Raw genomic sequence first — 23,212 nt, forward strand, 5'->3', positions numbered from 1 at the left:
ATCTTAAAAAATGAAATCCCTGTCTCAAAATCGAGGCAGGGATTTTGCTTTTGTGAGGTATCAGAATATAAATGCAATTGCACTGATAATCGTTTATACTTTGATACGATTTTTAAAAGAGTGTCCACAACAATGGACATTAATTTATTTTTAGCGCTTACATTGACTGATATAGTTTAGATAAGGAGGGAGGAAGATGAGTGGAAATCGTGACAAAATAATAAAGATTCTGTCGAAAAGCGATCGTTTTGTCACAGCCGATGAGTTGGCAAAGTCTATTGGCATCTCGACAAAGACGATTTATCGAGCCGTCAATGGGATCAATGACCACTATGACGAACCAATCATTGTCTCCGAGCGTGGCAAAGGGTTGAAGTTGAATTACGATCGGTATCTCGAATTGACGAAGCAGACTGGTTCTGAAAACGACAAGCTGGACAGTACGCCATTGGAGCGACGGAACCAGATTCTTACCAAGCTGCTGTTCAACGCGCCTTTGGCCAATCGAGTGTCAGAGATGTATGAGGACTTCTTCGTAAGCATTGAGCTGATTCATCAAGATTTGACGATTATCAGCAAGCAGCTTCAAAAATATGATCTCAGCTTAAAGCGGGATGGCAGCTTTGTTTCGGTAGTTGGTGATGAGCGGAACATCCGGCGAGCCATCAACGCAGTCTTGATGCAGAGCAATGCCATGAACCAAGAGAGCATCAACGATTTCGTCAGTGAGTTTCATGATCTGAGCCGCTTTGACAATCAATTCATAACCACGCAGTTGGAATTGATTCAGCGCCTGCTTAATACAACGATCCCCTATCCTTATAACGTAAACATCTTTTCCCATCTCTACATTCTTATGAAGAGAATTCGTCAAGGAAAGATGATCGACTCTAAGGACGGGCAGATCAAAAACAAGCGATATGAGAAGATCATTCAGGCCAATCCAAAATTCTATAAGGTAAGCAATGACGTGATCAAGAACGTGGCCGATTATCTTAACTGCGATATACCAGCCATTGAAAGCTATTATTTATTGGAATATCTGATTTCGATGCGTTACAACAACAATTACGTATACGACAAAAGACTTCATCTGAATCGATGGAGCTGGCTGAATTCTATATCAAGCAGTTTGGATTGAATCCAGGGTCATCGCGCGTTATCTCGCTTCAGAATGATCTGGTCAGTCATATTCGGCCCATGATCAACCGTCTGAACAATCATATCGTAGTTGCCAATAAGGTACTTGCTGATATCAAGCTAGAATACGGTCAGCTTTTTAAGAAAGTCGCGGCAATTACCAAAAAGGCGGAAAACGAATTACAGCTGCCTTGGAAGATCAATGATGATGAGATTGGATTCCTTACGCTTTACTTTGCTAAATATATTGAAGAATCAAGCCTGCCAAAGCGAGTACTGATCATGTGCGCCAGCGGGATTGGAACTTCAAAACTCCTGTACGTAAAGATTCATAAGGCATTTCCGGATCTGAATATCGTGGGAGTCACTTCAAAGACCGACTACGTTGAGAATCCCGACAAGTACGATGACGTTGACGTGATTGTCTCAACAGTACCGGTCGTGCCGCGAAAGGACGCTAAGGTGATCCTTTCAAGCGCAATGTTTAACGAACAGGATAGGAATCGATTGAGCAGGTTATTGAATGATGAAGACTAAGCTAATTCTGGACAAAAACGTAATCGTGCCTAACCGCGATAAATGGCTTAAACACGTTGCGGGCATCATCCCCGATTTCTCGAATGATCCAACGCTGCTCATTCAGACGTTAAGAGAGCGAGAAGAAATCGGGAGCACAAGGCTTGCGGAAAAGTTGGTAATGCCGCATGTCGTAATGCCTGGAATTGCCGATAGCTATATCATCGTTAGCCAATTGGGATCCCCAGTTGAATGGTTTGATAATCATTCAGTGGATACCGGAACGTTTCTGGTCGTAAAAGGCAACGATGAAGCGATAAGTAATTTTGTGGTTCATATGGCAGATGATTCTTTTGTAGAACGGCTGTGTGAACGAGGCATAGAGAAGAAAACTATTGAAAGTCTTTTAGAAGAATAGAGGGAAACGCATGTTGTTTGATAAAGAGGTTATTTTATTTAACCAAGATGCTTCTGACAACGTAAGCGCCTTAACTCGGCTGGCTGACAGTATGTATGCCAAAGGAGTAGTAACCAGCGAGTACAGGGATGCCTTACTGAAGCGTGAAGAAAGTTTTCCCACCGGACTGATGACTCAAACGATTGGGGTTGCGATTCCTCATACGGATCCAGATAAGGTGATTGAGCCGCAGATTGGATTCATGAGTCTGAAGCATCCAGTGACTTTTCATCAAATGGGCGATAATGCCGAGATTCAAGTAAAACTGATCTTCATGCTTGCACTCAAAAAGTCAGACGACCAATTGAGCATGTTGCAGAAGCTGATGGCGCTCTTCCAAAACCAAGAAGCCATGGACGCTTTGCAAAAAATTGATCAGAAGAATGATTTTCTCGATTTGATGAAGAAGAACGAAATAATTGAATAGAGCTAAAGGGGATAAAGATATGAGTGCTATAGCATCAGGACTCCAATGGTTCGTTAACCTTGGGGCAAGCGTTATGCTTCCAATACTGCTGTTTATCTTTGCTTTGATTTTACGGATCAAGCCAAGCAAGGCCTTCAAAGCTGGTTTGATGGTTGGGATCGGGTTTATTGGCTTGAACCTGGTCATTAGTCTGTTAACCAAGAATCTTGGCCCTGCCTCGCATGCCATGGTTAGAAACTTTGGGATGCACCTTGGCACGATTGACATTGGTTGGCCGGCTGCTTCTGCCATTGCTTACGGTACCGTTCTGGGGAGTCTGGCTATTCCGGTTGGCGTTATCACCAACGTTGTACTGCTGCTGTTGGGATTGACGCAGACGCTGGATGTTGACGTTTGGAACTACTGGCACATTGCCTTTACTGGTTCCCTCGTCTACGCGGTTTCACACAGTTTCTCGCTTGGGATTTTACGATGATCGTTCACGTAATGGTTATCTACCTGCTTGCTGACATGTCCGCTCCATACATTCAGAAACAGTACGGTTTGGATGGTATTTCATTCCCACAAGGCGCCTCGGCACCAGGCTACGTATTGGCTCTGCCGTTGAACTGGCTGATGGACCGCATCCCTGGCATCAACAAGATCAAGCTGACGCCAAAGACGATTCAAAAGCGTATGGGAATCTTCGGCGACTCTGGCGTGATGGGTCTGCTGATTGGTATCGTAATCGGTATTTTGGCTAAGTACTCCGTTACCAAGACGTTGCAGCTTGGTGTCTCAACGGCTGCCGTTCTGGTCTTGATGCCGCGGATGGTTTCACTGCTGATGGAAGGTCTGACTCCTATTTCTGAAGGTGCCAACGAACTGGTTCAAAAGCACTTCCCAGGCCGGAACCTTTACATCGGGATGGACAGTGCGCTTGCTGTAGGTAACGAAACGGTTCTGTCCGCCTCACTGCTGCTGGTTCCAATTACGCTGCTGATTGCCGTAATCCTGCCAGGTAACCACGTGCTGCCATTTGGTGACTTGGCAACCATCCCTTACATGATTGCCATCATGGCTGCCGTATTCCGCGGCGACATTTTCCGGACGCTGGTTGGTGGGATCGTGGACATCATCTTGAGCCTGTACATTGCTTCTTGGGTTGCTCCACTGGTTACGGCTTCCGCAAAAGCTGCCAACTTCAGCCTTCAAGGCAACACCTCAATTTCCGTTCTTAGTGACGGTGGTGTCTGGACTACCTGGGTCGTCGTTGGCCTTGGCAAGATTATGACTTGGGGCGGTATCGGTTTGATCGGTGTCGTTACCTTGGCATTGATGATCTGGTACAACAAGTTCCACAAGAAGAACCAAGCTAAGAAGGCTAAACCTGCTGCCTAGATTTGTTTAAATTTGGAAGGAGATTATTACTATGAAGACGTTAATGGTTGTTTGCGGTAGCGGTGTTGCTACTTCCACTGTTGCTGAAGGAAAGATTCGCGACTTTTTGGACTCAAAAGGATTGCTGGACAAGGTCAAGATCTACAAGAGTAACATTGCCGAACAGATCAACAACATTGATGACTACGATGTGTTTGTCAGCACGACGGTCGTTCCAGAAGACGTTCGCGACAAGGTTATCAATGGCCTTCCGCTGCTGACTGGTATCGGTGTAGATAAGGTATACGATCAAATCCTGGCAAAGCTGGGTGAAGACTAGATTAACCTACGAAAAGCAGGCCCGTGGAAATTCCGCGAGCCTGTTTTTTTGATTGCTGATGGAGTGTGTTGAACAAAAATTGCTGAGCTGCTAAGGCATATTTATATCCCTCTGCTGTCGTAAAAATTAATAAGATGGCAGTCTAAAAATGCCCAAAAATGGCAGCGTGAAATTGTACAAGAATGGCAATTTCAAAATGTACAATGCCCCACGTGCCATGCAGAATTCGTAAATCGCTGATGGACGCATTGCGGAGTCATTTTGGGCAGCGAAACGTACTCGTTGAGGGTGCATTATAGGCGCGAACCGAGAAAATTAGTATCCACGTCAAATCCCCGTCACTGGCGGGCCACAGACTAGTCGGTGGTAGATTTCCCCTTATGCTCTTTAAATTACTGAAAACCGAAAAAGGAGATTTTTTTTAAGCCGTTCAAAAAATCGGTCAAGGCGATGCTCATCAGTTAGTGTCTTTGAACTTTATAGCGAGTATATAATTTGCACCAACATTCCTTATGATCGTGCAGAATATATCTCTAAATTGAGTTATCCTTAATATACCAAAAACATTCCTAATCTGATTGGGAACGCGAAGTAAGACGTTAGGGGCGGTATGATGAGTATTGTGGTAAGAGCTTTGGGGATTGCGGTTATATTGATGATGGCGGCATTGGCAATTCGACTTTTAAATGAAAGAGAACAGTTGTCTCGTAATTTAGAAAACAAGTCCAGATTCGATAAACGCAGTCGATTGAGATGGAAAATGAAGATCCTAGGGTCGAGAAGAAAGCTTAAGCAGGGAAGACGCGCTTTGAGTCAGATGGTACTAGCTTTTTTGGTTGGCTTCCTAACGATGCGCGCCTACGCGAATGAGTATTTCTTTATGATTGGCGGCGGCGTCAGCGTGATTGTTTTTGTGCGTTCATTCTTTGTTTGGAAAAGGATTACGCGCGAGAGCAGGCCAGTCATTCTTAGTAGTTCAGCAGCCAGGATCATCAAAGAGTTCTTTGATGACGGGGCGAAGAAAAACTCACAAAATGATGACGGATCTAAGAAGGACGATTAGAATAAATGAACATGCGATTGTTGTGAAACTATTTATTATTTTCGGTTACCTTTAGGGGTACTATAGATTCTTGTGAGAATAAAAAGAAAGGAGCTGTAGAACAATCGAAAATGCAATTGAAGTCAGGCATCTTTCCAAATCTTATGGTGACTTGAAAGTTGTCAATGATATTTCTTTTGATGTCCGTGAAGGTGAACTTTTAGCTTTTCTTGGCCCTAATGGAGCTGGTAAATCAACGACGGTGGACTGCTTATCGACTTTGACCAAATTTGATTCAGGAGAGATTAAGTTGGCAGGCTTTGATATAAAGACGCAAGCTCAAACTATCAAACAGAAGATTGGGATTGTGTTTCAAGAGGGACTTTTGGATAAGAAACTCACGGTTGCTGACAACTTAACGCTTAGAGCCGGTTTTTATTACCCCAACAAGGCAGAAGTTAAAGAAGCCGTGGATCGTGCAGTCGAATACACAGAGATTAAGGACCTACTTAAGCGTCAGTATGGGAAACTGTCAGGCGGACAAAGGCGACGAGTGGATATCGCAAGAGCCCTTTTAAACACGCCAAAGATTCTCTTCTTAGACGAACCAACAACAGGGCTTGATCCGCAAACAAGGCAGCATATATGGAAGACAATCCAATGCTTGCAGAAAGAGCATGGGATGACAATTTTTCTGACGACCCACTATATGGCAGAAGCCGCTATGGCAGACTATGTAATAATTCTAGATCACGGGGAAATTGTCGCAAAGGGAAGTCCAATCAGTCTAAAAGAGCGCTACAGCTATGATCGATTGAGACTGTACCCAAAGAAAGAGCAGCATCTGGATAGTTTACTGGGAAGCTTTTCGTTTACCTGGAGCAAGATGGAAGACTACTATGAGGTTGAGTTAACAGACACACTGGATGCCATTGATATTGTCCAAAAAGCACGGAACCAGCTACAGAGTTTTGAAGTGTTGCACGGAACGATGGATGACGTGTTTTTGAACATTACAGGGAGGAGCCTACGAGAATGAAAATAATGGTCAAGAGAAACCTCAAGATTTACTTTCAAGACAAAGCTGCTGTTTTCTTCTCAATGCTGAGTGTAATCATTATTTTTGCCTTGTACATCTTTTTTATTGGCGACTCGATAAGCAGTGGTTTAAAGTTTTTGCCACATCCTAACCGGCTGATGAGGGCTTGGATGTTGGCGGGGATGTTGGCTTCGGCATCGATCACTACTAGTTTGGGAGCTTACGGGGTAATGATCAGCGACCGAGAGAATAAAACTATCAAGGACTTTTATTCATCCCCAGTCAGTCGACGACAGATTGCAGGAGGCTATATCATTACTGGCTTTATCATAAGTATCATCATGTCGATTTTCACCTTGATTTTTGGAGAAATCTACATGGGTATGATTGGCGGAGCAGTACTGGATATGGATATTTTACTCAAGCTATTTGGTGTAATCGTCTTGTCAGCCTTTGCTTCATCAGCAATTGCTTCCTTCATAATTTCTTTTTTGAAGACTAACAGTGCCTACTCAGCTGCCAGTATGATAGTCGGGACTTTAATCGGCTTTTTGGTAGGGGCATATATTCCAATCGGTAATCTGCCAGAAAACGTTCAATGGCTGGTAAAGTATTTTCCGTGTGCTCATTCAGCCGTCCTCTATCGGCAACTATTAATGAAAGGTTCTATCAAAGAGAATTTTGCAAATCAACCGACAGCAGTTTTAAAAGAAACTAAGGAGATTCTAGGAGTTGTATTTGTGTATAACGGGCATACCGCGTCAGCATGGATGTCCGTAGTAGCTTTGTTGATTACCGGTGTGGTTTTCTATTTGCTGGCAGTTTTAGTGTTGATTCGGAAAGAGAACGAGATTTAGAAAAACAGACATAGCGCTAGGCTATAGTCCTGTCAAGTGTACAAGATAAATAGATAAAATTTGATTATGTGGCTTGATCGCGGAATTTTTCCGTGTTCAAGCCGCTTCTGGTTAAGAGCTTGCCGTCAGTGATATTATTGGTTTCCCCGCCCGTTGCAGCTTTCTGAGCTTAGTAGTAACCAGTTCTTCTGGAAGTTCAGCAAATGATTTGGCGTTTCCTACATAGATTCCAATGTTGGCCTGTGCTGGTTTCGTGCGTTGAATCAAGAGATGGTTTGTGGACATGTTGGTCAGCCATTTTCTTAACCGTTCCGCTTGTTTTGAGGTTATCTTTTGGTCTTTGCCTGTACAGACGATATAGCATATTGTTCTAGGTAAGCGATTGGTCGGTAGTGCTCTGCCATTCATTAGTTTCAGCTGAGCGGGTATGAGTATCTCTGTTCGCGAGGTGATATTTTGACTCACAGTCTTTTTAGTCAATTGATTCATCGCGGCACTGAGTTCATTACTATTAAAAAGGTAGGCATACACTTCCGCGGTCATCTCGACATCGGTAATGGCGACATCTTTCATCTTTGCCAAAGGGAGATGAAATCGATTAACGGTATCTCTTAGACTGGGAAGATTGGCCAGATTATGTTTCTTCATTAAATAATGATCGATTGAGAAGAATTGAATGGCATTGCTGTTTAGACAGGACAGTGAATCCAAACAGCTGCAAAGAACATCCAAGTCGTGCCTTACATTCCATCCCACGAACGGCAGCGGTTTTTTCGTGAATGAATTCAACTCATCAACAACAAGTGATAGCTGCCCTTTTTTCATGTATTCAGAAAATTGAAAGCTGCTGTGGCTGATCCCTCTTTTTAGGTCGCGTGCCAGCATATTGGGCCAATAGAGATACTCGGATAGGCAGCTTATCCGTTTTCCATTAAGATAATGGCCAATTGCAATCTCTAAAGGAACAGTTCGGATCTCTTTAGACTGGAGATTCAGCTCAGTGGCAAATTCGCAGTCCAGTAAATAATATTCATTCGGAGGTTCTAAAAGCTGCTTAAAAGTCATTACAATCAACTCCCAATAATTGAATTTCTTTAGTGACTATCTATTTTAAAGTAAGCACACCATATTGAACCGTGTTGTCTGCTAAGCAGTGGGCAATTTCAAAAATTAAAGAATAAAAAAGCAGCGGTCGACCGGCGCATTTCTGCGTGGTCGACCGCTGTTCATTTATCAACTAGGCTTTGCAGCTTTCTTGAATTTTATGAGCCCATGGCAAATAAGCCTCTATTTCTGACGTTTCGCGTTTTGCAAAGGCGCTAAGCAGGGTCTCTAAATATTTAAAGACATCCAAATGGTTTAGTCTTGCGGTTTGCACGATGCTATACCAGATTGCATTAGCTTTGGCCCCAACCGTGGACTTCGCAAACAGACTGTTCTTTCTGACCAGCGCGGTGGGACGAATCAGTTGCTCATTGTGATTATTATGCAATGGCAGCTCTCCATGCCTGAACATCTGGTAAACCCACTTCTTCAATTTGAAGGCATTTTTGATCGCATTGCGTAGCGGTTTGAGTGGCGATTTCGTCAAGGCTTCTTCAATCAGCTGATAGAAATCATCAATCATCGCTTTTAAATGTTGACGCCTTTGGGCTGCCTTCTCACTTGCTGATGAAGTTCTTCAACTTGTTCTAGGCAATCAAGCAATTGTTTACGTGATTCCTTTGATTTGCATTTTCTCTGATGACTGGTAACGGTAGTGGTCAACTTTTCGACTGTTGAATCATTCGTTGGCGCGGTTTCCTGTTCTTTATCATCAAACAGATCCAGCTGGCCAACACTTAATTTTTCAGTTTTTTTTCCAAAAAGTTGCTTTTGCAGATAGTTTACCATCTCGGTCAGTTCCGCAATCTTAGCCTTTAGTTCTTTGTTCTCACGCAAAGCTTCTTCTAGAGTGATCTTCTCAGCCATTACCAATCACCTCCTCCATTATCTGATGACCATAGGTTATCAGATAATGGAGGCAAATAAAAGAGGAACTTGTTAATACCCTGGTCCTTTAATAGCTGGCCTGATTCGTTTCTGAGGCAGTGGCGAGATACCTTCTAACAATGCCTTAATCTGACTCTTGGTTAATGCCACTGCGTCTTCTCGATGTCGCGGCCATCGTAATCCGCCATTTTCAAAGCGTTTATAAAGTAAGATGAATCCTTCACCGTCCCAGTATAAGCCTTTGAAGCGGTCATTACGATTGCCACAAAATAGAAATAGCGAATCATTATCTAATTCCAAGTCATAATTCTCTGCGATCACCATGGCCAAACCGTCAATGCCCTTCCGCAGATCGGTCTTGCCACAAACTATGTAGACGTGCCGAGGAGCACTCCAGTTAACCAGCATAAGCGGCTACTGCTTTAATGATCTCACTAACCAGAACGGGATCTGCTTCTTGGTAGACATTAATTTTTACTTGATGCAGTGAAACGATAGCTGCCAGGAGTGAGCGCTTAGCAACCGGCTTCTTTGTTTGCGGTATATCAACTTCGACAAAATCTTGCTTCATAAAAAAGTCCTCCTCCTTGAATATGTCTTCAAGTATAGGAGAACTTGGGATTTAATCATATACGGTTGGTTATAGTGTGCTTACCTTTTTGTTAACCCGCGACTGTTTAAAATCAGGATGAAAAAGATTAATTATTGTTTTCATATCACACGCTTCCTTAATCATCTAAAATGTCATACTCATCAAAATAGGAGCGGTTCTGCCTGATCTCACCACTTTCATAAAGCGAGATCTTATGCTGCAGACGTTCAATTGAGCGATCAAGATTTTTGCGCTTTTGAATCAGCATGGCCAATTGTTCTTTTAGCAGCTGTTCTCTGGCATCAAGCGTCGAATCGCCCTGCTCAAGCAACTGGTCATATTTCACCAATTCTTCCACTGGCACGCCTGAATGCCGCAAACAGATGATCATCTCAAGCCAAGACTGCAAGTGATCATCATAGTAGCGATTGCCATTTGCACGCCGCGGCACTTTGGGAAGCAGGCCAATCTGTTCGTAATAGCGAAGCGTCGCCGCATTGATATGATACTTCCGACTTACTTCAGTGATCGTCATATCAGACATTCCGAATCCCCCTTTATGACTAACCCTACTACTTAAAGTTAACTATAAGTCAATGGTAAATAAAAGATTCTTGAGCTGTTGCCTAAGTCAACCACCACCGACAGCAGCCATTTTGAGTAGGTCGTCAATGTAATAAAACGCCACTCTGACTTTAGGCCAGCGCAGCGCTTTAGGTTGAAATCTGTAATCTTGTTAAGCGGCTTAATCTGCTTTAGGAATCTGGGGATGATTGACAACGCGCTTAGGCTCTTGACCTTGAGCAGCCAGCCACAGATCCTCATCAATCATGGCATAGCCGCGATAAAAACTGGCTGCGGTAATACCGCCGATATGCGGACTAAGCAGCAGGCGACTGGCAATCGATCGCGGCTGATTCAACAGCGGATGATCTTTTAAGACCGGCTCATGATCCAGCGTATCAAGACCAGCCATCGCTAAATGTCCAGACTTGAGCACTTCAATCAGTGCCGCATCATCAACCAGTTCGCCACGGGCCGTATTAACCAGGTAGCTACCTGGCTGCATTTTGGCAAAAAAGGTCTGATCTGCCATATGCCGCGTTGCTTTGGTTACTGGCAAATGCAGACTGACGATCCGACTCTGTGCCAATAAGTCATCCAATTCACGATACTGTACGCCATATTGCTGCTCTTGTACTGGATCCAGTCGATGACGCTTGTAGTAGTAAATATTCTTAACCTGGTAGGCTTTTAACAAGCGAGCAGTTTGCCGGGCAATATCACCAAAGCCAATCAGCCCCACACTGCAGTCAGCCAGTTCAAGCAGGTTGGCATTTTGGATATAGGCTCCCTTGGCTTCAATCTGATGACCAGCTCTTACTGCCGCATCATTTACGACAACATTGCGCAGCATCCCGACCATCAATAAAATCGTCTGCTCAGCTACTGCCATTGCATTCATGCCCTGCGCGTTGCAGACATAGACACCACATTCATCTGCAGCTTTTAGATCAATTGCATTAAAAGCAACGCCTTCAGAATGGATTGCCAACAGATTAGGCATTTGTCGAATCAAGGCTCCTGGTACCGCTGCAATCGCGTCAGCAACGATAAAGTCCGCGTCGCCAGCTTGATTAAGGTATTCTTCAACTGGCAGATCTGGTTTTAAATCAACCAGATCCAACGAATTCAAAAAGCCGTCAGCAGCTGCGAACCGCTGTAAATTTCCCTGCTTACCAATATGCAATATTTTCATCTAGATCACCCCATAGCTGGTTAAGTTGACGCCGAAGCAGAAACCGCTGATCTTATCAACAGTTCATCACCTAGCGATTGATTCACAGTTTACTCCAACCAGTCCAATTTCGTAACTGCATTAAGCGGATTGATTCATCGAACTTGTGATGCTCACCGAACTTGATTGCGAAACTTTTGATACGTCAGCTCCAAAAGGCCGATATTAAGCACCGCAAACACCATCAGATAGTATGGCATGATCCAAATACCAAATTGCTGCTGCAAAAGGCCAAAAATCGTCGGCATAAAAGTAGTGCCAGTATAGGCTGCCGCCATCTGCAGACCAATTACGGCGGCACTGTAGCGCTGGCCAAAGTTAGCAGGTGCCATGTGCTGAATCGACGGATAGATTGGTCCCATCCCCGTACCGATAACGACAAAGCCAACTGCTGCAATCTGGTAGCCAGCAGTCGGCAGCATAACCAGCACAATGCCAACCAGCTCAACTGCTGCGCCAATTCTGATCATCAGGCGATCACCAAAGCGGTTGGCAGCCATTCCCGCCAACAAGCGCCCCAGCATTAGTCCCCCAAAGATCAGCGAGCCAAATGAGGCAATCGTCTCCTCGCTCAAACCGCTTCTCGTCCCGGCAAAGTAGCTTGGCGTCCATAAAAAGCAAGTGGCTTCTCCAGCACAGTAGGCAAAAAAGGCCAGCAGCGTCGTAATCACGCCCCGCTGTCTGATTGCTTCTTTGATTCCCGCACTGGCCGCCTTGGCTTGCTTTTCATCAGGCTGCTCGTTTTGATGCCAGAGTGGCAATGAACATAATACGACTAGCAGAATCCCCGTCTGCAAAAAAGCCGTCCAGCGATAGCCCTCATTCCAACGCGCCGTCTTTAGAGCCAATGCCATGATATACGGACTGACCACGGCCCCCAGTCCATAAAAGCAGTGCAAAAAATTCATCACGGCGCCTGAATAACAGCTGGCGACATAATGATTCATCGCGGCATCAATTGCGCCAGCCCCTAAGCCATAGGGAACCGCGAAAATCAGCAGCATCCAATACTCAGTACAAAGTGAAAAGCCAAACAGTCCCACAATCGTTAATAAAATTGAGCAAATAACGATCCATTTAGTATGAAATCTCTGAATCAATTTAGGACTCAGCAATGCCGAAATGATGGTCATAAAAGCAATCGTCATTGAGACGTAGCCGGCATATGATGAAGGAACGTTAAATGCAGCCTGCATCTGTGGCCACCCCGACCCCAACAGCGAATCAGGCAGTCCCAGACTGACAAAGATCAAATAAATTACCCCTAATAGTAAAGAAGCCATTTCATCATCCTTTAAATAAATAGTCGTGTTTAGGAATTAATTAATGATAACGCCTATTCCATTCTTTTTTCAAAGCGAAAATCCAGCCAACCAACTTGATTATCAGCAGCCGACCAGCTGGGATCAGGATGATGCGGATTATAAAATTCAACGATCTTAAAGCCGCACTTGTTAACGTAAAAATGGATGTTGCGCGTTTCAAAATAAGGCGTGATCGTTTCCCAGACTTTGACTTTTGGATACATCTGCTCAATTGCTCGCCAGGCAGCTTTGCCAATCCCGTGACTATGCATGGTTGGATTGACAAACAGCAGTTCCAGACTGCCATGATCACCATTAATGTTTACGACGGCCCCGCCTGCTTTTTGACCATTTTGCCAGATACGATAGGCCGTGCCTTGATCAATACAGTTCTCAATCGTTTGGCGCGCGATTATCTCGTCGCCCTCTTCAAATTGGTCATTGCGCTTGCCAAATTCTTCCAACGCGCCATATTTAAAGACCCATTGATTATCTTTGATAAATTGTTCACGATCCTTTGGCTGCAGCAAAATCAGTTCTACCATAATTAAAAGCCTCCTTAAATCAATGCCGGTACTAAAAAAGCCCAGCGATGCCAAAACATCTAACCGGGCTCACCCGACACCTTATCTGATAGGCGGCCTGCAGATAACTGCGATCCCCTGTGCTGCGGCACACTATCCTCCGGTGACTGTTATTGTTTATAGTATAACGAAAAAAGATTTCATTTTAAAATTTTAAGCAAACGGATCAACTTCTGAATCTTCATTCCAAATATATTCGACCTTCTGTGCATTGGCTTTAGCAGCATCCAGACCGTAATGATCAGCAACGAATCCCAGTGCCATGTCAATTCCCGCTGAAACTCCCGATGACATGTAAAAACGGCCATCATGAACCCAACGTGCTTTTCTGATCCAGACTGCATCCCCCGTACTCGTTACCCATTCAAAAGCATACTTGTTGGATGTCGCCTTGACATTTACCAAAACCCCGGCCGCAGCCAGCAATGCCGATCCCGTGCAGATTGACAAAACATTGGCAGCTGAATCGGCAAGGTCCTTTAGTCTCGCCAAAAAGTCAGCATCCTTCACCAATGGCCGCGTGCCCCGACCGCCAGGAACCACCAGTACCGCGTCATCTGGCAGTTTGGCTGCTTTTTGCGTCAAAATCTGAGTACACTGTGCGCTGGTAATGATCCCGCCCTTCATTGAGATATAGTCAAGCCGTGCATCGGGAATTCTTCCAAAGATTTCAACCGGTCCAAAGAGATCCAAAGTTTCAAATTTATCGAATAAAAGAAAGTAGAAGTTCATGCCGCGCCCTCCTTTTGACTGGCAAAATCAGCTGTATCTGGCTTTCAGCAATTCCGCAAATTTTTCGGCAGGATAGATGTAGGTCTTTTTGCCATCAATCGTCATCCCCATCAAATAGTCGCAATTGACTTTCTTGTTCAATGCCCGCGTGCGAATCAGATTGCCTTCCGCAAAGTCATAAAAGCGGTCGCCATCGTCCATGAAATAAACCTGAAAATGATTCATGCTGCTGATGGTTACACGATCAGTCAGCTTATCGAAAAACATGATAGTATTGTCGGCTAGATAACGATCAATCAGTTTTTTCATCTGAGGATCACCAGCATAAACATCATAGAGATATTCAAAAATGTATTCTGGCAAACGTTTAATCATGTCATCGGTTACAAGCGCCATCACAATTGTAAACTTACTGGCAAAATTACAAAGCTGCAGGCAACGCGATCCTTCAAAGTAAAAGACTTTAGCGCCCCATTCAAAGAGCCGATCGCCTGCTTCCTTTTGCTTAGTATTGGCAATCGTTAGACGCAAAAGTGGACTGACAATCTGATCAGGCAATGGCATATGGTAGACTTTTCTTGTTTCTTTAGTTCCGTAAATAATCATGGCAATCCCCCATATCTCTGCATTGGTCGGCAATTCTGACTACACTAATCTTTTTAATAATTTTGCCATATGAATCAGCCATCCGTCACGCTTAATTTTTAGTATACTGCGGCTGTTTTTATTGTCTGTGGCAAATAACGCGCCGATAACTTTTTTACTGCAGCCAACCGCTTATTAGCGACCTATGATCAGAATCTGTCCAGAATACGCCGGACCAGCACTGGATTTACCAACTGTAAAGACACGCTTGACGCAATGTTTTAAAAATCAGACTTCATCATACGCACAGGAAGATCCCTTTTTACACAAAATATTTTACACTCCCTAAAACCTTAAATTTATTAAGTATCTTTGGTTTATCAATGGTTATCCCTAATTTTTGTAAAATAAAGATTCTAACCATAAAGCCGAATATTTTTGTCATCTGCACTAACTTATAAGGATTAGATACCGCCATATTTTCTCTATCTCCGTGTGTTAGGAATACCCTTGTGCTTACAAGCTTTCCAATCCAATCATCTGTATTTCCAACGTGTTCAGATAATAGTTCTCTATAGGATTCAGGCAATTCCTCAATAAATTTGTTTATTTTATCCCTCAAAGTAAGACGTTCATTTCTAAAATACGATTCAATGCCTTGTGTATAATTGACAAGATCATTTTCAATTACCGACCTGTAGTTAACCGTTAACAAATAGTCATCCACCAGTAACTGTAACTCTTTTGAGGAACTTACCCAATTATTTATCACACTGAGCAACTCCGATTGGACATCATTATAGTCATATGAAAAACTGTGCGCTTGAATTATTTAGGGTTGCATACAGCAAATTAAAGTGTTAGAATTAGTCAAATTGACATATACGGAAGTTATAAGTATCATTCATCTTTGCTATCTATTATTTTCTTAGATGTTAATTCAATTTGGTTACTTTGGTTTGATTCCTAGGAGGATATATATATGCAAAATGGTACTGTAAAATGGTTTAATGCTGATAAGGGCTTTGGGTTTATCACTGGTTCAGATGATAAAGATGTATTCGTACACTTTTCATCAATTAAAACTAACGGTTTTAAGAGTCTTGAGGAAGGGCAAAAAGTTAGTTACGATGTTGAACAAGGCGATCGAGGACCTCAAGCGACTAATGTTGTTCCACAATAATTTGTCTAATATTATGAAGAACTGCTTTTGATGGAGCAGTTCTTTTTTATGGCTTTTCGTCAAGAAGTACTGATAGAAAAATTTGAATAACTTTTCAAACAGCTCGTGTCTGAGATTGGACATGAGCTGCTCTTTTATTCTTCCAGTTGATGGCAAAGTATGAGTTAGGAAGGGCAAGCAGGATTCGAGCCCGAAAATTAAAGAAGTTACGAAAGCCATAAGCAGTTCGTTTAATAACTTTGATCTTATTGTTAGTTCCTTCGACTGGACCATTCGTGTAGTCACCATATTTAAAGCTGGTGATAATCTCTTTACGATGCCTCCGGAGAGTCCGTTGAACTTTTTGAAGTGATTGGGGAAGCTGGGTCCATTTAATCGCGAGTAAATGATTGAGTTCATCCTTACTACGATGATTGATCGCGAGAATAAGGTCCTGATAATAACGATAAGCTTGTTTAAGATCATCATTGAAAGCCAGTAAGCGTTGAATAACTTCAACGTCGGTCAACTGAAACTGAGTATAGCCAAAATTACGACGTGACCAATATTTATCATATTTGAGTACCCCCGCTGGGGTTAGGATTAATTTCCAGAAATGCTTGAGTGCCCACCATTGATGGCTCCCATTGCCAGCTTGGTTCATAGCTTTAACCCGAATTTTATTCAAAGCAGTGTACTAATTCCAATCGTAAAAATTAGGGCTATAATGCCCTCTAAGTATACAGATGAAATAGAAAATTCGTCTGATACTTGGAGGGTGTTTTTAATTATGGGAAGACGAGCCAAATTTTTAGTTCAGCAAAAATTAATTATTATCAAGAAAGCTCAAACAGAATCTATTGAAAGATTAGCTCAAGAATATTGCGTCAACGCACACACCATCAGAAGATGGAAGAGAATGTACAAATACCAGGGAATGAGAGGACTTGAAAGTGCTCACCATAATAAAGTTTATTCCGTTGAGTTTAAGCGCAAATTAGTTGTGGAATTTGAGCATTCAACGGATACCTTAGAAAAATTTGCTTTAAAGCATGGTTTAAAATCCGATTGGCAATTATCACAATGGATTATCCAGTATAATGAATCAAAACTGAAGGCTTATACGCCGAGAAAGCGAGATTCAATTATGCCAGGACGCAAAACTACTTTTGAAGAACGATTATCGATTATTGAAGACTTAATCAAGCACGATGTTAATTACAGTTGGGCTGTAGATAAGTATCACGTGAGTTACCAACAAGTCTATGGCTGGTATCAGAAATATCGTAAGAGTGGTAATGACCCGCAATCACTTCGTGATCGGCGGGGTAAGGCTAAGCCCAAAGCCGAGTGGACAGAACTAGATAAATTAAGAGCGGAGAATCGGCTATTGAAGGCCGAAGTGAAACGGAATGAGATGGAGGTCGCTTTCGCAAAAAAATTAATAGAAATTCGCAATCGGGAGGCGAAAAGTTCTTCAAACAACAAGCCATCAAAGAACTAAATGAAGAGTACGGGTGGCCAATCAGCACTTTAAGCGAGATCGCAGGTATTACTCGAGATGCTTACTACAAGTGGATTCATCGAAAGGCCAATATCCATGATGATGAACAAGCAGAATTACTTAAAGCCATTTTGGAATTGAAAAAAAAGCATAAGTGGACCTTGGGTTATTTAGGCATGACGACGCAACTAGCTTTTGAAAATAAATTGGATTTCAAGGCCGGCTTAAAGCGAGTTACTAACTGCATGCGAAATCACGGGATCAAGGCAAATATCCGTAAGAAGAAGCATAATCGGATTAAACGTCACGAGGAATACATCAATGACAACTTACTTAATGAGCAATTTGATCGTCAGAGTAAGAATGAGGTTTGGGTGACTGATACTACCGAAGTTGTGTATGGTAATGAGCAGGTAAGGAAGGCGCGCGTGCATGTAGTGATGGATCTATATGGTCGCTATGTTTTGATCTACAACATTTCGGCTACTGAAACGGCTGCATCAGCGATCGAAGCCTTTAAGCGTGCCTTCAAAGTAGAACCAGACGCTCAGCCAATGATCCATACGGATCGTGGCGCAGCTTACTGCTCAATGGCTTTCAATGATTACTTAGCTGAGCAAAACTGCATCCATAGTATGTCTCACCCCGGTCATCCATGGGAGAATTCACCAATGGAGCGTTGGTGGAATGATTTCAAACTGGTTTGGTTAGCTAAACGGGTTCGTCCAAAAAGCATGGCAGAATTGGAACAATCTATCCAGCAGGCCATTAAATATTTCAATACCGAACGAGCTTATGCATCAAAAAACGGCTTGAGCGCAGAAAAGTTCCGCGCTCAAGCCGCATAAATAATTTTTCTATTTAAACTGTATACTTGACAGGCAATAGTGCCTAGAATTGGTACACTTTCCATCACTTATAAATGCCATTATAACGCGATTTGTAGGCTATTTTTCTGTACGTTCAAGCACAGTAATACTCTCAACGTGTCCCGGCAACCTTTCTGTCTAGCCTAAGACATGCTTAAAAGCTACAAAATCAACGTTTCTACAATCTCCCAACTTTCCATCGCTAATATCCACAATTGGCCCATCATGAACACACTTGTGTCTGATAGGCCAATTTGGTTTATGGGTGTTTGTGGGAAATAGTCGACTATGCTTTACAACACTGCTTTGATTCCAGTACTTCAACAAGCCTTAATCATTTTATGTGCATTTGAAGAAATCCTAGTTAGGTAACTACTTATACCAAACATATGAACCATCTTCGATATGCCGAAAATTATCTTCCCTTAAATATATGAATTTGTCATTTACTATTTCATAAATCTTATTGTGATCCTCATCTTTTAAAAAATTACCACTGCGAACTAATCTAACATTAGGATAGTAATCGTTGTCATAGTAATAATTTTTATCATTACTCCAGAGCGTGGTGCCGTCATCCACCTTATGAAACTCATCTATCATTACGCTTCTCCTATTATTTAGTCATTTGATGCCATCAATTCTGCTTGTTCAACTACGGTATTAATAGCTTGAGGAGCAATATCAGGCGGATAGCCATATTTCCGTAATAGGTGTTTAACAGCAACTCTCATCTTTGCCTGAATATTACGACGCTTTTCCCAGTCCACACCAGATTCTTCTTTAACCAATTTCACTAACTCTTGTGCAATTAAGTGAAGCTTTTCTTCCCCTAATACTTGAACCGCTTTTTCATGATCAGCTAAAGCATCATAGAAAGCAACTTCCTCAGGGGTTAAACCGAGGTCTTTCCCCTTATCTTGCTCTTTATTAATGTTTTTGGCCATTTCAATTAATTTACGGATAACAAATTCACTAGTAATTCCACGTTTGTTATATTCATCAATTGACTTCTTAAGCATCTCTTCAAATTTCTGTGATGTCACTTTATTAGTTCGAGTCATTGCTTTAATTTTACCTTTAAGCAATTTTTCTAATAAGACAATTGCCACATCTTTTTCTTGCATATTGTTCACATTCCGCAAGAATTCATCCGAAATCAAATCAATGCTTTGTCTTTCAATACCTAACTGATTATAAATATCAACGTTTGGCTCCGAAATGATAGATTGATCTAGCAACTGTTGCATTCGGTAATCCACATCAGTATGACCACTATCTCCAGCCTGTTGATCGTCTGGTTGCTTTAGCTTTTGAATGAACACTTTAACTGTCTTAAAAAATGCGATTTCTTTCCCATAAGCTTGAGCTTCTGGTTGAGTCGAGGTTAAAGCATACGCCTTTTGCAGTTCTGTAACGACATCTAGAAACTTCTTTTGAGCTTCTTCATCCTCATGCAGAATTTCATTAGCTACTCGACGAGTTACCTTCATCCGTACTGTTCCATCTTCAGAGTCAAAGTCTGAATAGTCAACACCATACAAAAAGTCATTTGTAATGATATCGTACTTTTCTTTTAAAAGAGCCAGTGCCTTTTTCATGTTAACTCCAACTTGGCCTTGGTCCTCTGTAGAATAAATGTTTAAGGCATCCTTTAGATTTTCAGCAATTCCAATGTAGTCAACAATAAGCGCACTGTCCTTATCTTTGAAAACACGATTAACCCGTGCTATTGCTTGAATTAAATTGTGCCCCTTCATTGGCTTATCAATATACATTGTGTTCATCGATGGCACATCAAATCCGGTTAACCACATATCAACTACAATCACAATCTGTAACTCGTCATTATTATCCTTCATACGTTTTTGAAGAATCCGGCGTTCAGACTTACTAGTTTGGAATTTTGCCATTTCTGGACCATCGGCAGCCGAAGAAGTCATAACGACTTTGATCTTCCCTTTGTCTAGGTCATCACTATCCCATTCAGGGCGAAGCTTTACAATCTCATTATAAAGACGTACAGCATTTCGACGTGACATTTCAACAATCATTGCCTTGCCAAAAGTCTCTTTTTGTCGTGCTTCGAAATGATTAACAAAATGCTTAGCAATACTTTCTAGTCGCGGCTGAGCACCAGCTAATGCCTCCAAACGGGAGAATTCTCGGTTACGTCGAGCATTTTCTTCTAAGTTAGGATCATCATCTAAGTTGGCCTCTTTTAGCAGTTGTTGATACTTAGCCTGTGCATCGGACTTCAATTTTAGAGGAAATACATGGCTCTCATAATAAATTTTGACTGTGGCATGGTCATTAACAGCCTGAGTAATATCATAAACGTCAATATAATTACCGAAGACTGCAACAGTTGATTTATCAGCAGTAGAAATTGGGGTTCCAGTAAAACCAATGAATGATGCATTAGGTAAAGCGTCACGTAAGTATTTAGCAAAGCCATATCGTAACCCATTATTAGTAAATTTAGACTTTAACCCATATTGAGATCGATGGGCCTCATCAGCAATAACAATTACATCACAGCGGTTTGTTAAAACCGGCATCTCTGTTTCCCAACTGTCAAAATCTGGTGAAAATTTTTGAATGGTTGAAAAAACGATTCCCCCCGATTGCTTATCCATAAATTTACGAAGTTCATCACGAGATTCTGCATGTTCTGGAGTTTGTCGTAAAAATTCATGTGCGGCGGCAAACGTATCAAATAACTGATCATCTAAATCATTCCGATCGTTGATTACCAACATTGTTGGATTATTAAGTTTTCTAGCCACAATGCTGGCAAAGAACACCATCGATAAACTTTTGCCTGATCCAGTAGTATGCCAAACCACACCGATACGCTTGTCATTAGGGTCAGCAAGCGTCCGTTTAGCGGCTTTAACGGCCTTGTTGACCATGTAGTACTGGTGGTAAGCCGCCAGGATCTTAACTGTGTTATCTCCATCAGTTTCAAAAATAATGAAGTTTTCAATTAAATTAAGTAAAGCCTTAGGTGTCAGCATATACTTAATCATTGTCTCTAATTCAAGATCATCACCATCGTTAACATTTTTGGGTGCTCGCCAGCGCATAAAGCGATCAAAACCAGCAGTTAAAGATCCAGCTCGAGAATTAATACCATCCGATGCAATTAAAATTTCATTATATTTCAGGTATTCAGGAATCTCAGCTTTATAAGTTTGCAGTTGTCGGTAGGCATTTTCAATGCTGACGTTAGGATTGCTAGCATCCTTAAATTCAAATGTCACCACTGGTAACCCATTGACAAAGATAGTAGTGTCAGGGCGCCGTTCACGGCTACCTTTAAAAGTAAACTGGTTTGTTGCCACAAATTTGTTATTTTCCACATGGTCAAAGTCAATCGGATAAAGTACTTCAGTTCGATTTTCACCATTCACTGTTGTTTTAACCCGAATTCCCTCAATTAATAATTTGTGGAAATAGTGATTGTTCACCATCATATCTGGATTATCGGCTAAGCGAGTTAACTGGCGCAAAGCCTCTTTATATATTTCTTCTGGATAACCTGGGTTAAGTTTTTTTAGGGACGACTGCAGTTTTTCAGTTAAAACGGCTACCGCATGGTCATTATTTCGCATCTTGTCAATTCCTGGATTAGGAGAAGTTGGACTTGGACTTTTATAAACATCATAGCCTACTTTTTGCAGGGTATCTAATGCCACATTTTCGACATCAGATTCTAATAAGTATCCTTTTGACACGACGAATCACCTTCCTTTCACTGGATTTATTGTGCTAAATGCTAATTTACTGGATTTAATTAGTACTATTTATGACAAGTTTTGTAACGGTTTTCCTGCTACTAAACGCAAAACTATCAAAGATATTTTTTACACTAGGGCTGAAACATATAAAATTGCAGAAAATAAGAGTACCAAGGTTTGGCATTTTAGTATTCCTAACTTTGATAACGGTAAAGTTGTGAAGCTTGAAAACACATCCGAAATAAAAAGCAACAAAAAAGTAGTAAATAGTTTTTCGGTGCTGATTTCTAAACTCAATCCAAAATTCAAAAGAATATGGGCGCCTAATTTAGACTCTTATAAAAAATACAAATCCGTAGCTTCTCCAGAATTTATACAAGTAACCGGCAGTAATGCTGAACAACAAGCAGTAGCTTTTGCCGTTCTTAATAGTGAAGATTACAGCAGGTTTCTTATATCAAATGCAACTGGAAGTACTAACAGTAGGCAAAGAGTGAAACCACAAATTGCTAATTCATATAAAATTCCATTTAACACAAGTGAAATGAAAAATTTAGGTGTTTGCTTAAAGCCATTACTTCAACAAATTCAACAAAATGAATCTGAAAATGCTCACTTACAAAAGTTAAAAGAAACTTTACTAACAAAATTATTTTAAGCTGCTAAATTAGCATTTATTTGCTGATTTAAGCGAATTTTCTGTTCAATAACTTCTATTTGATGACTACGCTTCTTCTGTATATCTATTGATGGTAAATCAAAAGGAAACTCCGCAATAGCCTTCTTGTCTCCTCTAGGCATTTTTGTTCCCTTAGCAGTTGTAGTCATATACTCAAAAAAGCGATCACTTTCTAATAATATATACAAATATTCTTGAGATAAGATATCACGATCTTTAGTTCTGAACGCTAATACATCACCAGACTTGTAACCGCTAAAAGATGCTTTCCATATTTTTTTGAAGTATGGCCTTATATTGGACACTAACACATCGTCCTTATCGAACATATCCAATTTCTTTTGCTTAGGTACAGTAGAAGAAGGAAAACTAACTCCGCCTCTATTGCTAATCATGTTTTCTGTGGTGACATATTTATTTCTATCTATTTTTTCTACTGAATCTTTGGATTTAACTATGATCGCCAAATCACCTAGTTTTCTTTTCATAAG

At 41.7% G+C, this 23,212-nt stretch carries 27 protein-coding genes and 2 pseudogenes; 13 read left to right on the forward strand and 16 right to left on the reverse strand.

What is annotated here, in order from left to right:
* Nucleotides 1-196: 196 nt before the first annotated feature.
* The 9 genes and pseudogenes from H0G69_RS10945 to H0G69_RS08215 all read left to right on the forward strand — a co-directional run bounded on the left by H0G69_RS10945 (nucleotide 197) and on the right by H0G69_RS08215 (nucleotide 7,177).
* On the forward strand, nucleotides 197-1,141 hold the full coding sequence (locus tag H0G69_RS10945) for a BglG family transcription antiterminator (RefSeq protein ID WP_240164343.1): 945 nt from the start codon (nucleotides 197-199) through the stop codon (nucleotides 1,139-1,141).
* Entirely contained in the window at nucleotides 1,102-1,677 is a 576-nt protein-coding gene (locus H0G69_RS10950; protein ID WP_240164344.1) for a BglG family transcription antiterminator, read from the forward strand. The genes H0G69_RS10945 and H0G69_RS10950 overlap by 40 nt, the downstream gene beginning before the upstream one ends.
* A complete protein-coding gene (locus H0G69_RS08185) occupies nucleotides 1,664-2,074 on the forward strand; it encodes a PTS sugar transporter subunit IIA (protein WP_180304659.1) in 411 nt (136 codons plus the stop codon). The genes H0G69_RS10950 and H0G69_RS08185 overlap by 14 nt, the downstream gene beginning before the upstream one ends.
* A 10-nt stretch (nucleotides 2,075-2,084) precedes the next feature.
* On the forward strand, nucleotides 2,085-2,540 hold the full coding sequence (locus tag H0G69_RS08190) for a PTS sugar transporter subunit IIA (protein ID WP_034539478.1): 456 nt from the start codon (nucleotides 2,085-2,087) through the stop codon (nucleotides 2,538-2,540).
* A gap of 73 nt (nucleotides 2,541-2,613) precedes the next feature.
* Nucleotides 2,614-3,920, forward strand: a pseudogene (locus tag H0G69_RS08195) (PTS galactitol transporter subunit IIC).
* A gap of 31 nt (nucleotides 3,921-3,951) precedes the next feature.
* Nucleotides 3,952-4,239 carry a PTS sugar transporter subunit IIB gene (locus H0G69_RS08200; protein ID WP_033934801.1) on the forward strand — a complete coding sequence of 96 codons (288 nt, stop codon included), beginning with the start codon at nucleotides 3,952-3,954 and terminating at the stop codon, nucleotides 4,237-4,239.
* Between the two features lie 613 nt (nucleotides 4,240-4,852).
* Nucleotides 4,853-5,302: a hypothetical protein gene (locus H0G69_RS08205; protein ID WP_180304660.1), complete on the forward strand. Its 450-nt coding sequence runs from the start codon at nucleotides 4,853-4,855 to the stop codon at nucleotides 5,300-5,302.
* Between the two features lie 103 nt (nucleotides 5,303-5,405).
* Nucleotides 5,406-6,320, forward strand: coding sequence for an ABC transporter ATP-binding protein (locus H0G69_RS08210; protein ID WP_180305436.1), 915 nt, complete (start codon nucleotides 5,406-5,408; stop codon nucleotides 6,318-6,320).
* A complete protein-coding gene (locus H0G69_RS08215; RefSeq protein WP_180304661.1) occupies nucleotides 6,317-7,177 on the forward strand; it encodes an ABC transporter permease in 861 nt (286 codons plus the stop codon). Before H0G69_RS08210 ends, H0G69_RS08215 begins: the two co-directional genes overlap by 4 nt.
* A 111-nt stretch (nucleotides 7,178-7,288) precedes the next feature.
* Here the strand turns inward: H0G69_RS08215 and H0G69_RS08220 are convergent, their stop codons facing one another.
* The 12 genes from H0G69_RS08220 to H0G69_RS08275 form a co-directional block, all read right to left on the reverse strand.
* The gene (locus H0G69_RS08220) at nucleotides 7,289-8,242 is read right to left on the reverse strand and encodes a hypothetical protein (RefSeq protein WP_180304662.1); all 954 of its coding nucleotides are present in this window, start codon (nucleotides 8,240-8,242) and stop codon (nucleotides 7,289-7,291) included.
* Between the two features lie 172 nt (nucleotides 8,243-8,414).
* Nucleotides 8,415-8,804, reverse strand: coding sequence for an IS66 family transposase (locus H0G69_RS08225; protein WP_180304663.1), 390 nt, complete (start codon nucleotides 8,802-8,804; stop codon nucleotides 8,415-8,417).
* Nucleotides 8,805-8,809: 5 nt separating this feature from the next.
* Nucleotides 8,810-9,148 carry an IS66 family transposase gene (locus H0G69_RS08230; protein WP_109588161.1) on the reverse strand — a complete coding sequence of 113 codons (339 nt, stop codon included), beginning with the start codon at nucleotides 9,146-9,148 and terminating at the stop codon, nucleotides 8,810-8,812.
* A 72-nt stretch (nucleotides 9,149-9,220) separates the two neighbouring features.
* On the reverse strand, nucleotides 9,221-9,577 hold the full coding sequence (gene tnpB, locus H0G69_RS08235; RefSeq protein ID WP_180304664.1) for an IS66 family insertion sequence element accessory protein TnpB: 357 nt from the start codon (nucleotides 9,575-9,577) through the stop codon (nucleotides 9,221-9,223).
* Nucleotides 9,567-9,740: a hypothetical protein gene (locus H0G69_RS08240; RefSeq protein WP_180304665.1), complete on the reverse strand. Its 174-nt coding sequence runs from the start codon at nucleotides 9,738-9,740 to the stop codon at nucleotides 9,567-9,569. Before H0G69_RS08240 ends, tnpB begins: the two co-directional genes overlap by 11 nt.
* A 157-nt stretch (nucleotides 9,741-9,897) precedes the next feature.
* Nucleotides 9,898-10,305 (reverse strand): MerR family transcriptional regulator, encoded by a 408-nt coding sequence (locus H0G69_RS08245; protein WP_180304666.1) that lies wholly within the window; start codon nucleotides 10,303-10,305, stop codon nucleotides 9,898-9,900.
* A 201-nt stretch (nucleotides 10,306-10,506) separates the two neighbouring features.
* A complete protein-coding gene (locus H0G69_RS08250) occupies nucleotides 10,507-11,520 on the reverse strand; it encodes an NAD(P)-dependent oxidoreductase (protein WP_180304667.1) in 1,014 nt (337 codons plus the stop codon).
* Between the two features lie 152 nt (nucleotides 11,521-11,672).
* Complete coding sequence (locus tag H0G69_RS08255) at nucleotides 11,673-12,842, reverse strand: MFS transporter (RefSeq protein ID WP_180304668.1); 1,170 nt, start codon at nucleotides 12,840-12,842, stop codon at nucleotides 11,673-11,675.
* A 53-nt stretch (nucleotides 12,843-12,895) separates the two neighbouring features.
* Nucleotides 12,896-13,408, reverse strand: coding sequence for a GNAT family N-acetyltransferase (locus H0G69_RS08260; RefSeq protein WP_180304669.1), 513 nt, complete (start codon nucleotides 13,406-13,408; stop codon nucleotides 12,896-12,898).
* A 192-nt stretch (nucleotides 13,409-13,600) separates the two neighbouring features.
* Nucleotides 13,601-14,179 (reverse strand): DJ-1/PfpI family protein, encoded by a 579-nt coding sequence (locus tag H0G69_RS08265; protein ID WP_180304670.1) that lies wholly within the window; start codon nucleotides 14,177-14,179, stop codon nucleotides 13,601-13,603.
* Nucleotides 14,180-14,206: 27 nt separating this feature from the next.
* Nucleotides 14,207-14,785, reverse strand: coding sequence for a DUF6933 domain-containing protein (locus H0G69_RS08270; RefSeq protein ID WP_180304671.1), 579 nt, complete (start codon nucleotides 14,783-14,785; stop codon nucleotides 14,207-14,209).
* A gap of 301 nt (nucleotides 14,786-15,086) precedes the next feature.
* Complete coding sequence (locus H0G69_RS08275) at nucleotides 15,087-15,536, reverse strand: HEPN domain-containing protein (RefSeq protein WP_180304672.1); 450 nt, start codon at nucleotides 15,534-15,536, stop codon at nucleotides 15,087-15,089.
* A 210-nt stretch (nucleotides 15,537-15,746) separates the two neighbouring features.
* Between H0G69_RS08275 and H0G69_RS08280 the strand changes: the two genes are divergently transcribed.
* Nucleotides 15,747-15,947, forward strand: coding sequence for a cold-shock protein (locus tag H0G69_RS08280; RefSeq protein WP_180304673.1), 201 nt, complete (start codon nucleotides 15,747-15,749; stop codon nucleotides 15,945-15,947).
* A gap of 94 nt (nucleotides 15,948-16,041) precedes the next feature.
* Here the strand turns inward: H0G69_RS08280 and H0G69_RS08285 are convergent.
* Nucleotides 16,042-16,623, reverse strand: a pseudogene (locus H0G69_RS08285) (transposase); the annotation flags it as partial.
* 93 nt (nucleotides 16,624-16,716) lie between these two features.
* Here H0G69_RS08285 and H0G69_RS08290 point away from each other — a divergent pair.
* Together H0G69_RS08290 and H0G69_RS08295 are read left to right on the forward strand one after the other, a co-directional pair.
* The gene (locus tag H0G69_RS08290; protein ID WP_180304674.1) at nucleotides 16,717-17,430 is read left to right on the forward strand and encodes a helix-turn-helix domain-containing protein; all 714 of its coding nucleotides are present in this window, start codon (nucleotides 16,717-16,719) and stop codon (nucleotides 17,428-17,430) included.
* Between the two features lie 38 nt (nucleotides 17,431-17,468).
* A complete protein-coding gene (locus tag H0G69_RS08295) occupies nucleotides 17,469-18,278 on the forward strand; it encodes an IS3 family transposase (RefSeq protein WP_240164388.1) in 810 nt (269 codons plus the stop codon).
* Between the two features lie 393 nt (nucleotides 18,279-18,671).
* Here H0G69_RS08295 and H0G69_RS08300 read toward each other — a convergent pair whose 3' ends face one another.
* Both H0G69_RS08300 and H0G69_RS08305 read right to left on the reverse strand, forming a co-directional pair.
* Nucleotides 18,672-18,902 carry a hypothetical protein gene (locus H0G69_RS08300; RefSeq protein WP_180304675.1) on the reverse strand — a complete coding sequence of 77 codons (231 nt, stop codon included), beginning with the start codon at nucleotides 18,900-18,902 and terminating at the stop codon, nucleotides 18,672-18,674.
* 17 nt (nucleotides 18,903-18,919) lie between these two features.
* Nucleotides 18,920-22,039 (reverse strand): type I restriction endonuclease subunit R, encoded by a 3,120-nt coding sequence (locus H0G69_RS08305; protein ID WP_180304676.1) that lies wholly within the window; start codon nucleotides 22,037-22,039, stop codon nucleotides 18,920-18,922.
* 31 nt (nucleotides 22,040-22,070) lie between these two features.
* On the opposite strand from H0G69_RS08305, the gene H0G69_RS08310 reads away from it, so the two are divergent.
* A complete protein-coding gene (locus H0G69_RS08310; protein ID WP_180304677.1) occupies nucleotides 22,071-22,700 on the forward strand; it encodes a restriction endonuclease subunit S in 630 nt (209 codons plus the stop codon).
* Here the strand turns inward: H0G69_RS08310 and H0G69_RS08315 are convergent.
* Nucleotides 22,697-23,209 (reverse strand): restriction endonuclease subunit S, encoded by a 513-nt coding sequence (locus H0G69_RS08315; protein WP_180304678.1) that lies wholly within the window; start codon nucleotides 23,207-23,209, stop codon nucleotides 22,697-22,699. The two genes, H0G69_RS08310 and H0G69_RS08315, sit on opposite strands and share 4 nt — an antisense overlap.
* Nucleotides 23,210-23,212: the final 3 nt, after the last annotated feature.

The organism is Limosilactobacillus mucosae, from assembly GCF_013423865.1.
GTDB lineage: Bacteria > Bacillota > Bacilli > Lactobacillales > Lactobacillaceae > Limosilactobacillus > Limosilactobacillus mucosae.

What these genes read in the sequence shown, in the direction of transcription:
- H0G69_RS08255 (WP_180304668.1), bottom strand. Translation starts at nt 12,842, where the DNA reads ATGGCTTCTTTACTATTAGGGGTAATTTATTTGATCTTTGTCAGTCTG.
- H0G69_RS08245 (WP_180304666.1), bottom strand. Translation starts at nt 10,305, where the DNA reads ATGTCTGATATGACGATCACTGAAGTAAGTCGGAAGTATCATATCAAT.
- H0G69_RS08315 (WP_180304678.1), bottom strand. Translation starts at nt 23,209, where the DNA reads ATGAAAAGAAAACTAGGTGATTTGGCGATCATAGTTAAATCCAAAGAT.
- H0G69_RS08265 (WP_180304670.1), bottom strand. Translation starts at nt 14,179, where the DNA reads ATGAACTTCTACTTTCTTTTATTCGATAAATTTGAAACTTTGGATCTC.
- H0G69_RS08240 (WP_180304665.1), bottom strand. Translation starts at nt 9,740, where the DNA reads ATGAAGCAAGATTTTGTCGAAGTTGATATACCGCAAACAAAGAAGCCG.
- tnpB (WP_180304664.1), bottom strand. Translation starts at nt 9,577, where the DNA reads ATGCTGGTTAACTGGAGTGCTCCTCGGCACGTCTACATAGTTTGTGGC.
- H0G69_RS08270 (WP_180304671.1), bottom strand. Translation starts at nt 14,785, where the DNA reads ATGATTATTTACGGAACTAAAGAAACAAGAAAAGTCTACCATATGCCA.
- H0G69_RS08290 (WP_180304674.1), top strand. Translation starts at nt 16,717, where the DNA reads ATGGGAAGACGAGCCAAATTTTTAGTTCAGCAAAAATTAATTATTATC.
- H0G69_RS08230 (WP_109588161.1), bottom strand. Translation starts at nt 9,148, where the DNA reads ATGGCTGAGAAGATCACTCTAGAAGAAGCTTTGCGTGAGAACAAAGAA.
- H0G69_RS08280 (WP_180304673.1), top strand. Translation starts at nt 15,747, where the DNA reads ATGCAAAATGGTACTGTAAAATGGTTTAATGCTGATAAGGGCTTTGGG.
- H0G69_RS08200 (WP_033934801.1), top strand. Translation starts at nt 3,952, where the DNA reads ATGAAGACGTTAATGGTTGTTTGCGGTAGCGGTGTTGCTACTTCCACT.
- H0G69_RS08250 (WP_180304667.1), bottom strand. Translation starts at nt 11,520, where the DNA reads ATGAAAATATTGCATATTGGTAAGCAGGGAAATTTACAGCGGTTCGCA.
- H0G69_RS08205 (WP_180304660.1), top strand. Translation starts at nt 4,853, where the DNA reads ATGAGTATTGTGGTAAGAGCTTTGGGGATTGCGGTTATATTGATGATG.
- H0G69_RS08190 (WP_034539478.1), top strand. Translation starts at nt 2,085, where the DNA reads ATGTTGTTTGATAAAGAGGTTATTTTATTTAACCAAGATGCTTCTGAC.
- H0G69_RS08300 (WP_180304675.1), bottom strand. Translation starts at nt 18,902, where the DNA reads ATGATAGATGAGTTTCATAAGGTGGATGACGGCACCACGCTCTGGAGT.
- H0G69_RS10945 (WP_240164343.1), top strand. Translation starts at nt 197, where the DNA reads ATGAGTGGAAATCGTGACAAAATAATAAAGATTCTGTCGAAAAGCGAT.
- H0G69_RS08215 (WP_180304661.1), top strand. Translation starts at nt 6,317, where the DNA reads ATGAAAATAATGGTCAAGAGAAACCTCAAGATTTACTTTCAAGACAAA.
- H0G69_RS08225 (WP_180304663.1), bottom strand. Translation starts at nt 8,804, where the DNA reads ATGATTGATGATTTCTATCAGCTGATTGAAGAAGCCTTGACGAAATCG.
- H0G69_RS10950 (WP_240164344.1), top strand. Translation starts at nt 1,102, where the DNA reads ATGGAGCTGGCTGAATTCTATATCAAGCAGTTTGGATTGAATCCAGGG.
- H0G69_RS08185 (WP_180304659.1), top strand. Translation starts at nt 1,664, where the DNA reads ATGATGAAGACTAAGCTAATTCTGGACAAAAACGTAATCGTGCCTAAC.
- H0G69_RS08220 (WP_180304662.1), bottom strand. Translation starts at nt 8,242, where the DNA reads ATGACTTTTAAGCAGCTTTTAGAACCTCCGAATGAATATTATTTACTG.
- H0G69_RS08260 (WP_180304669.1), bottom strand. Translation starts at nt 13,408, where the DNA reads ATGGTAGAACTGATTTTGCTGCAGCCAAAGGATCGTGAACAATTTATC.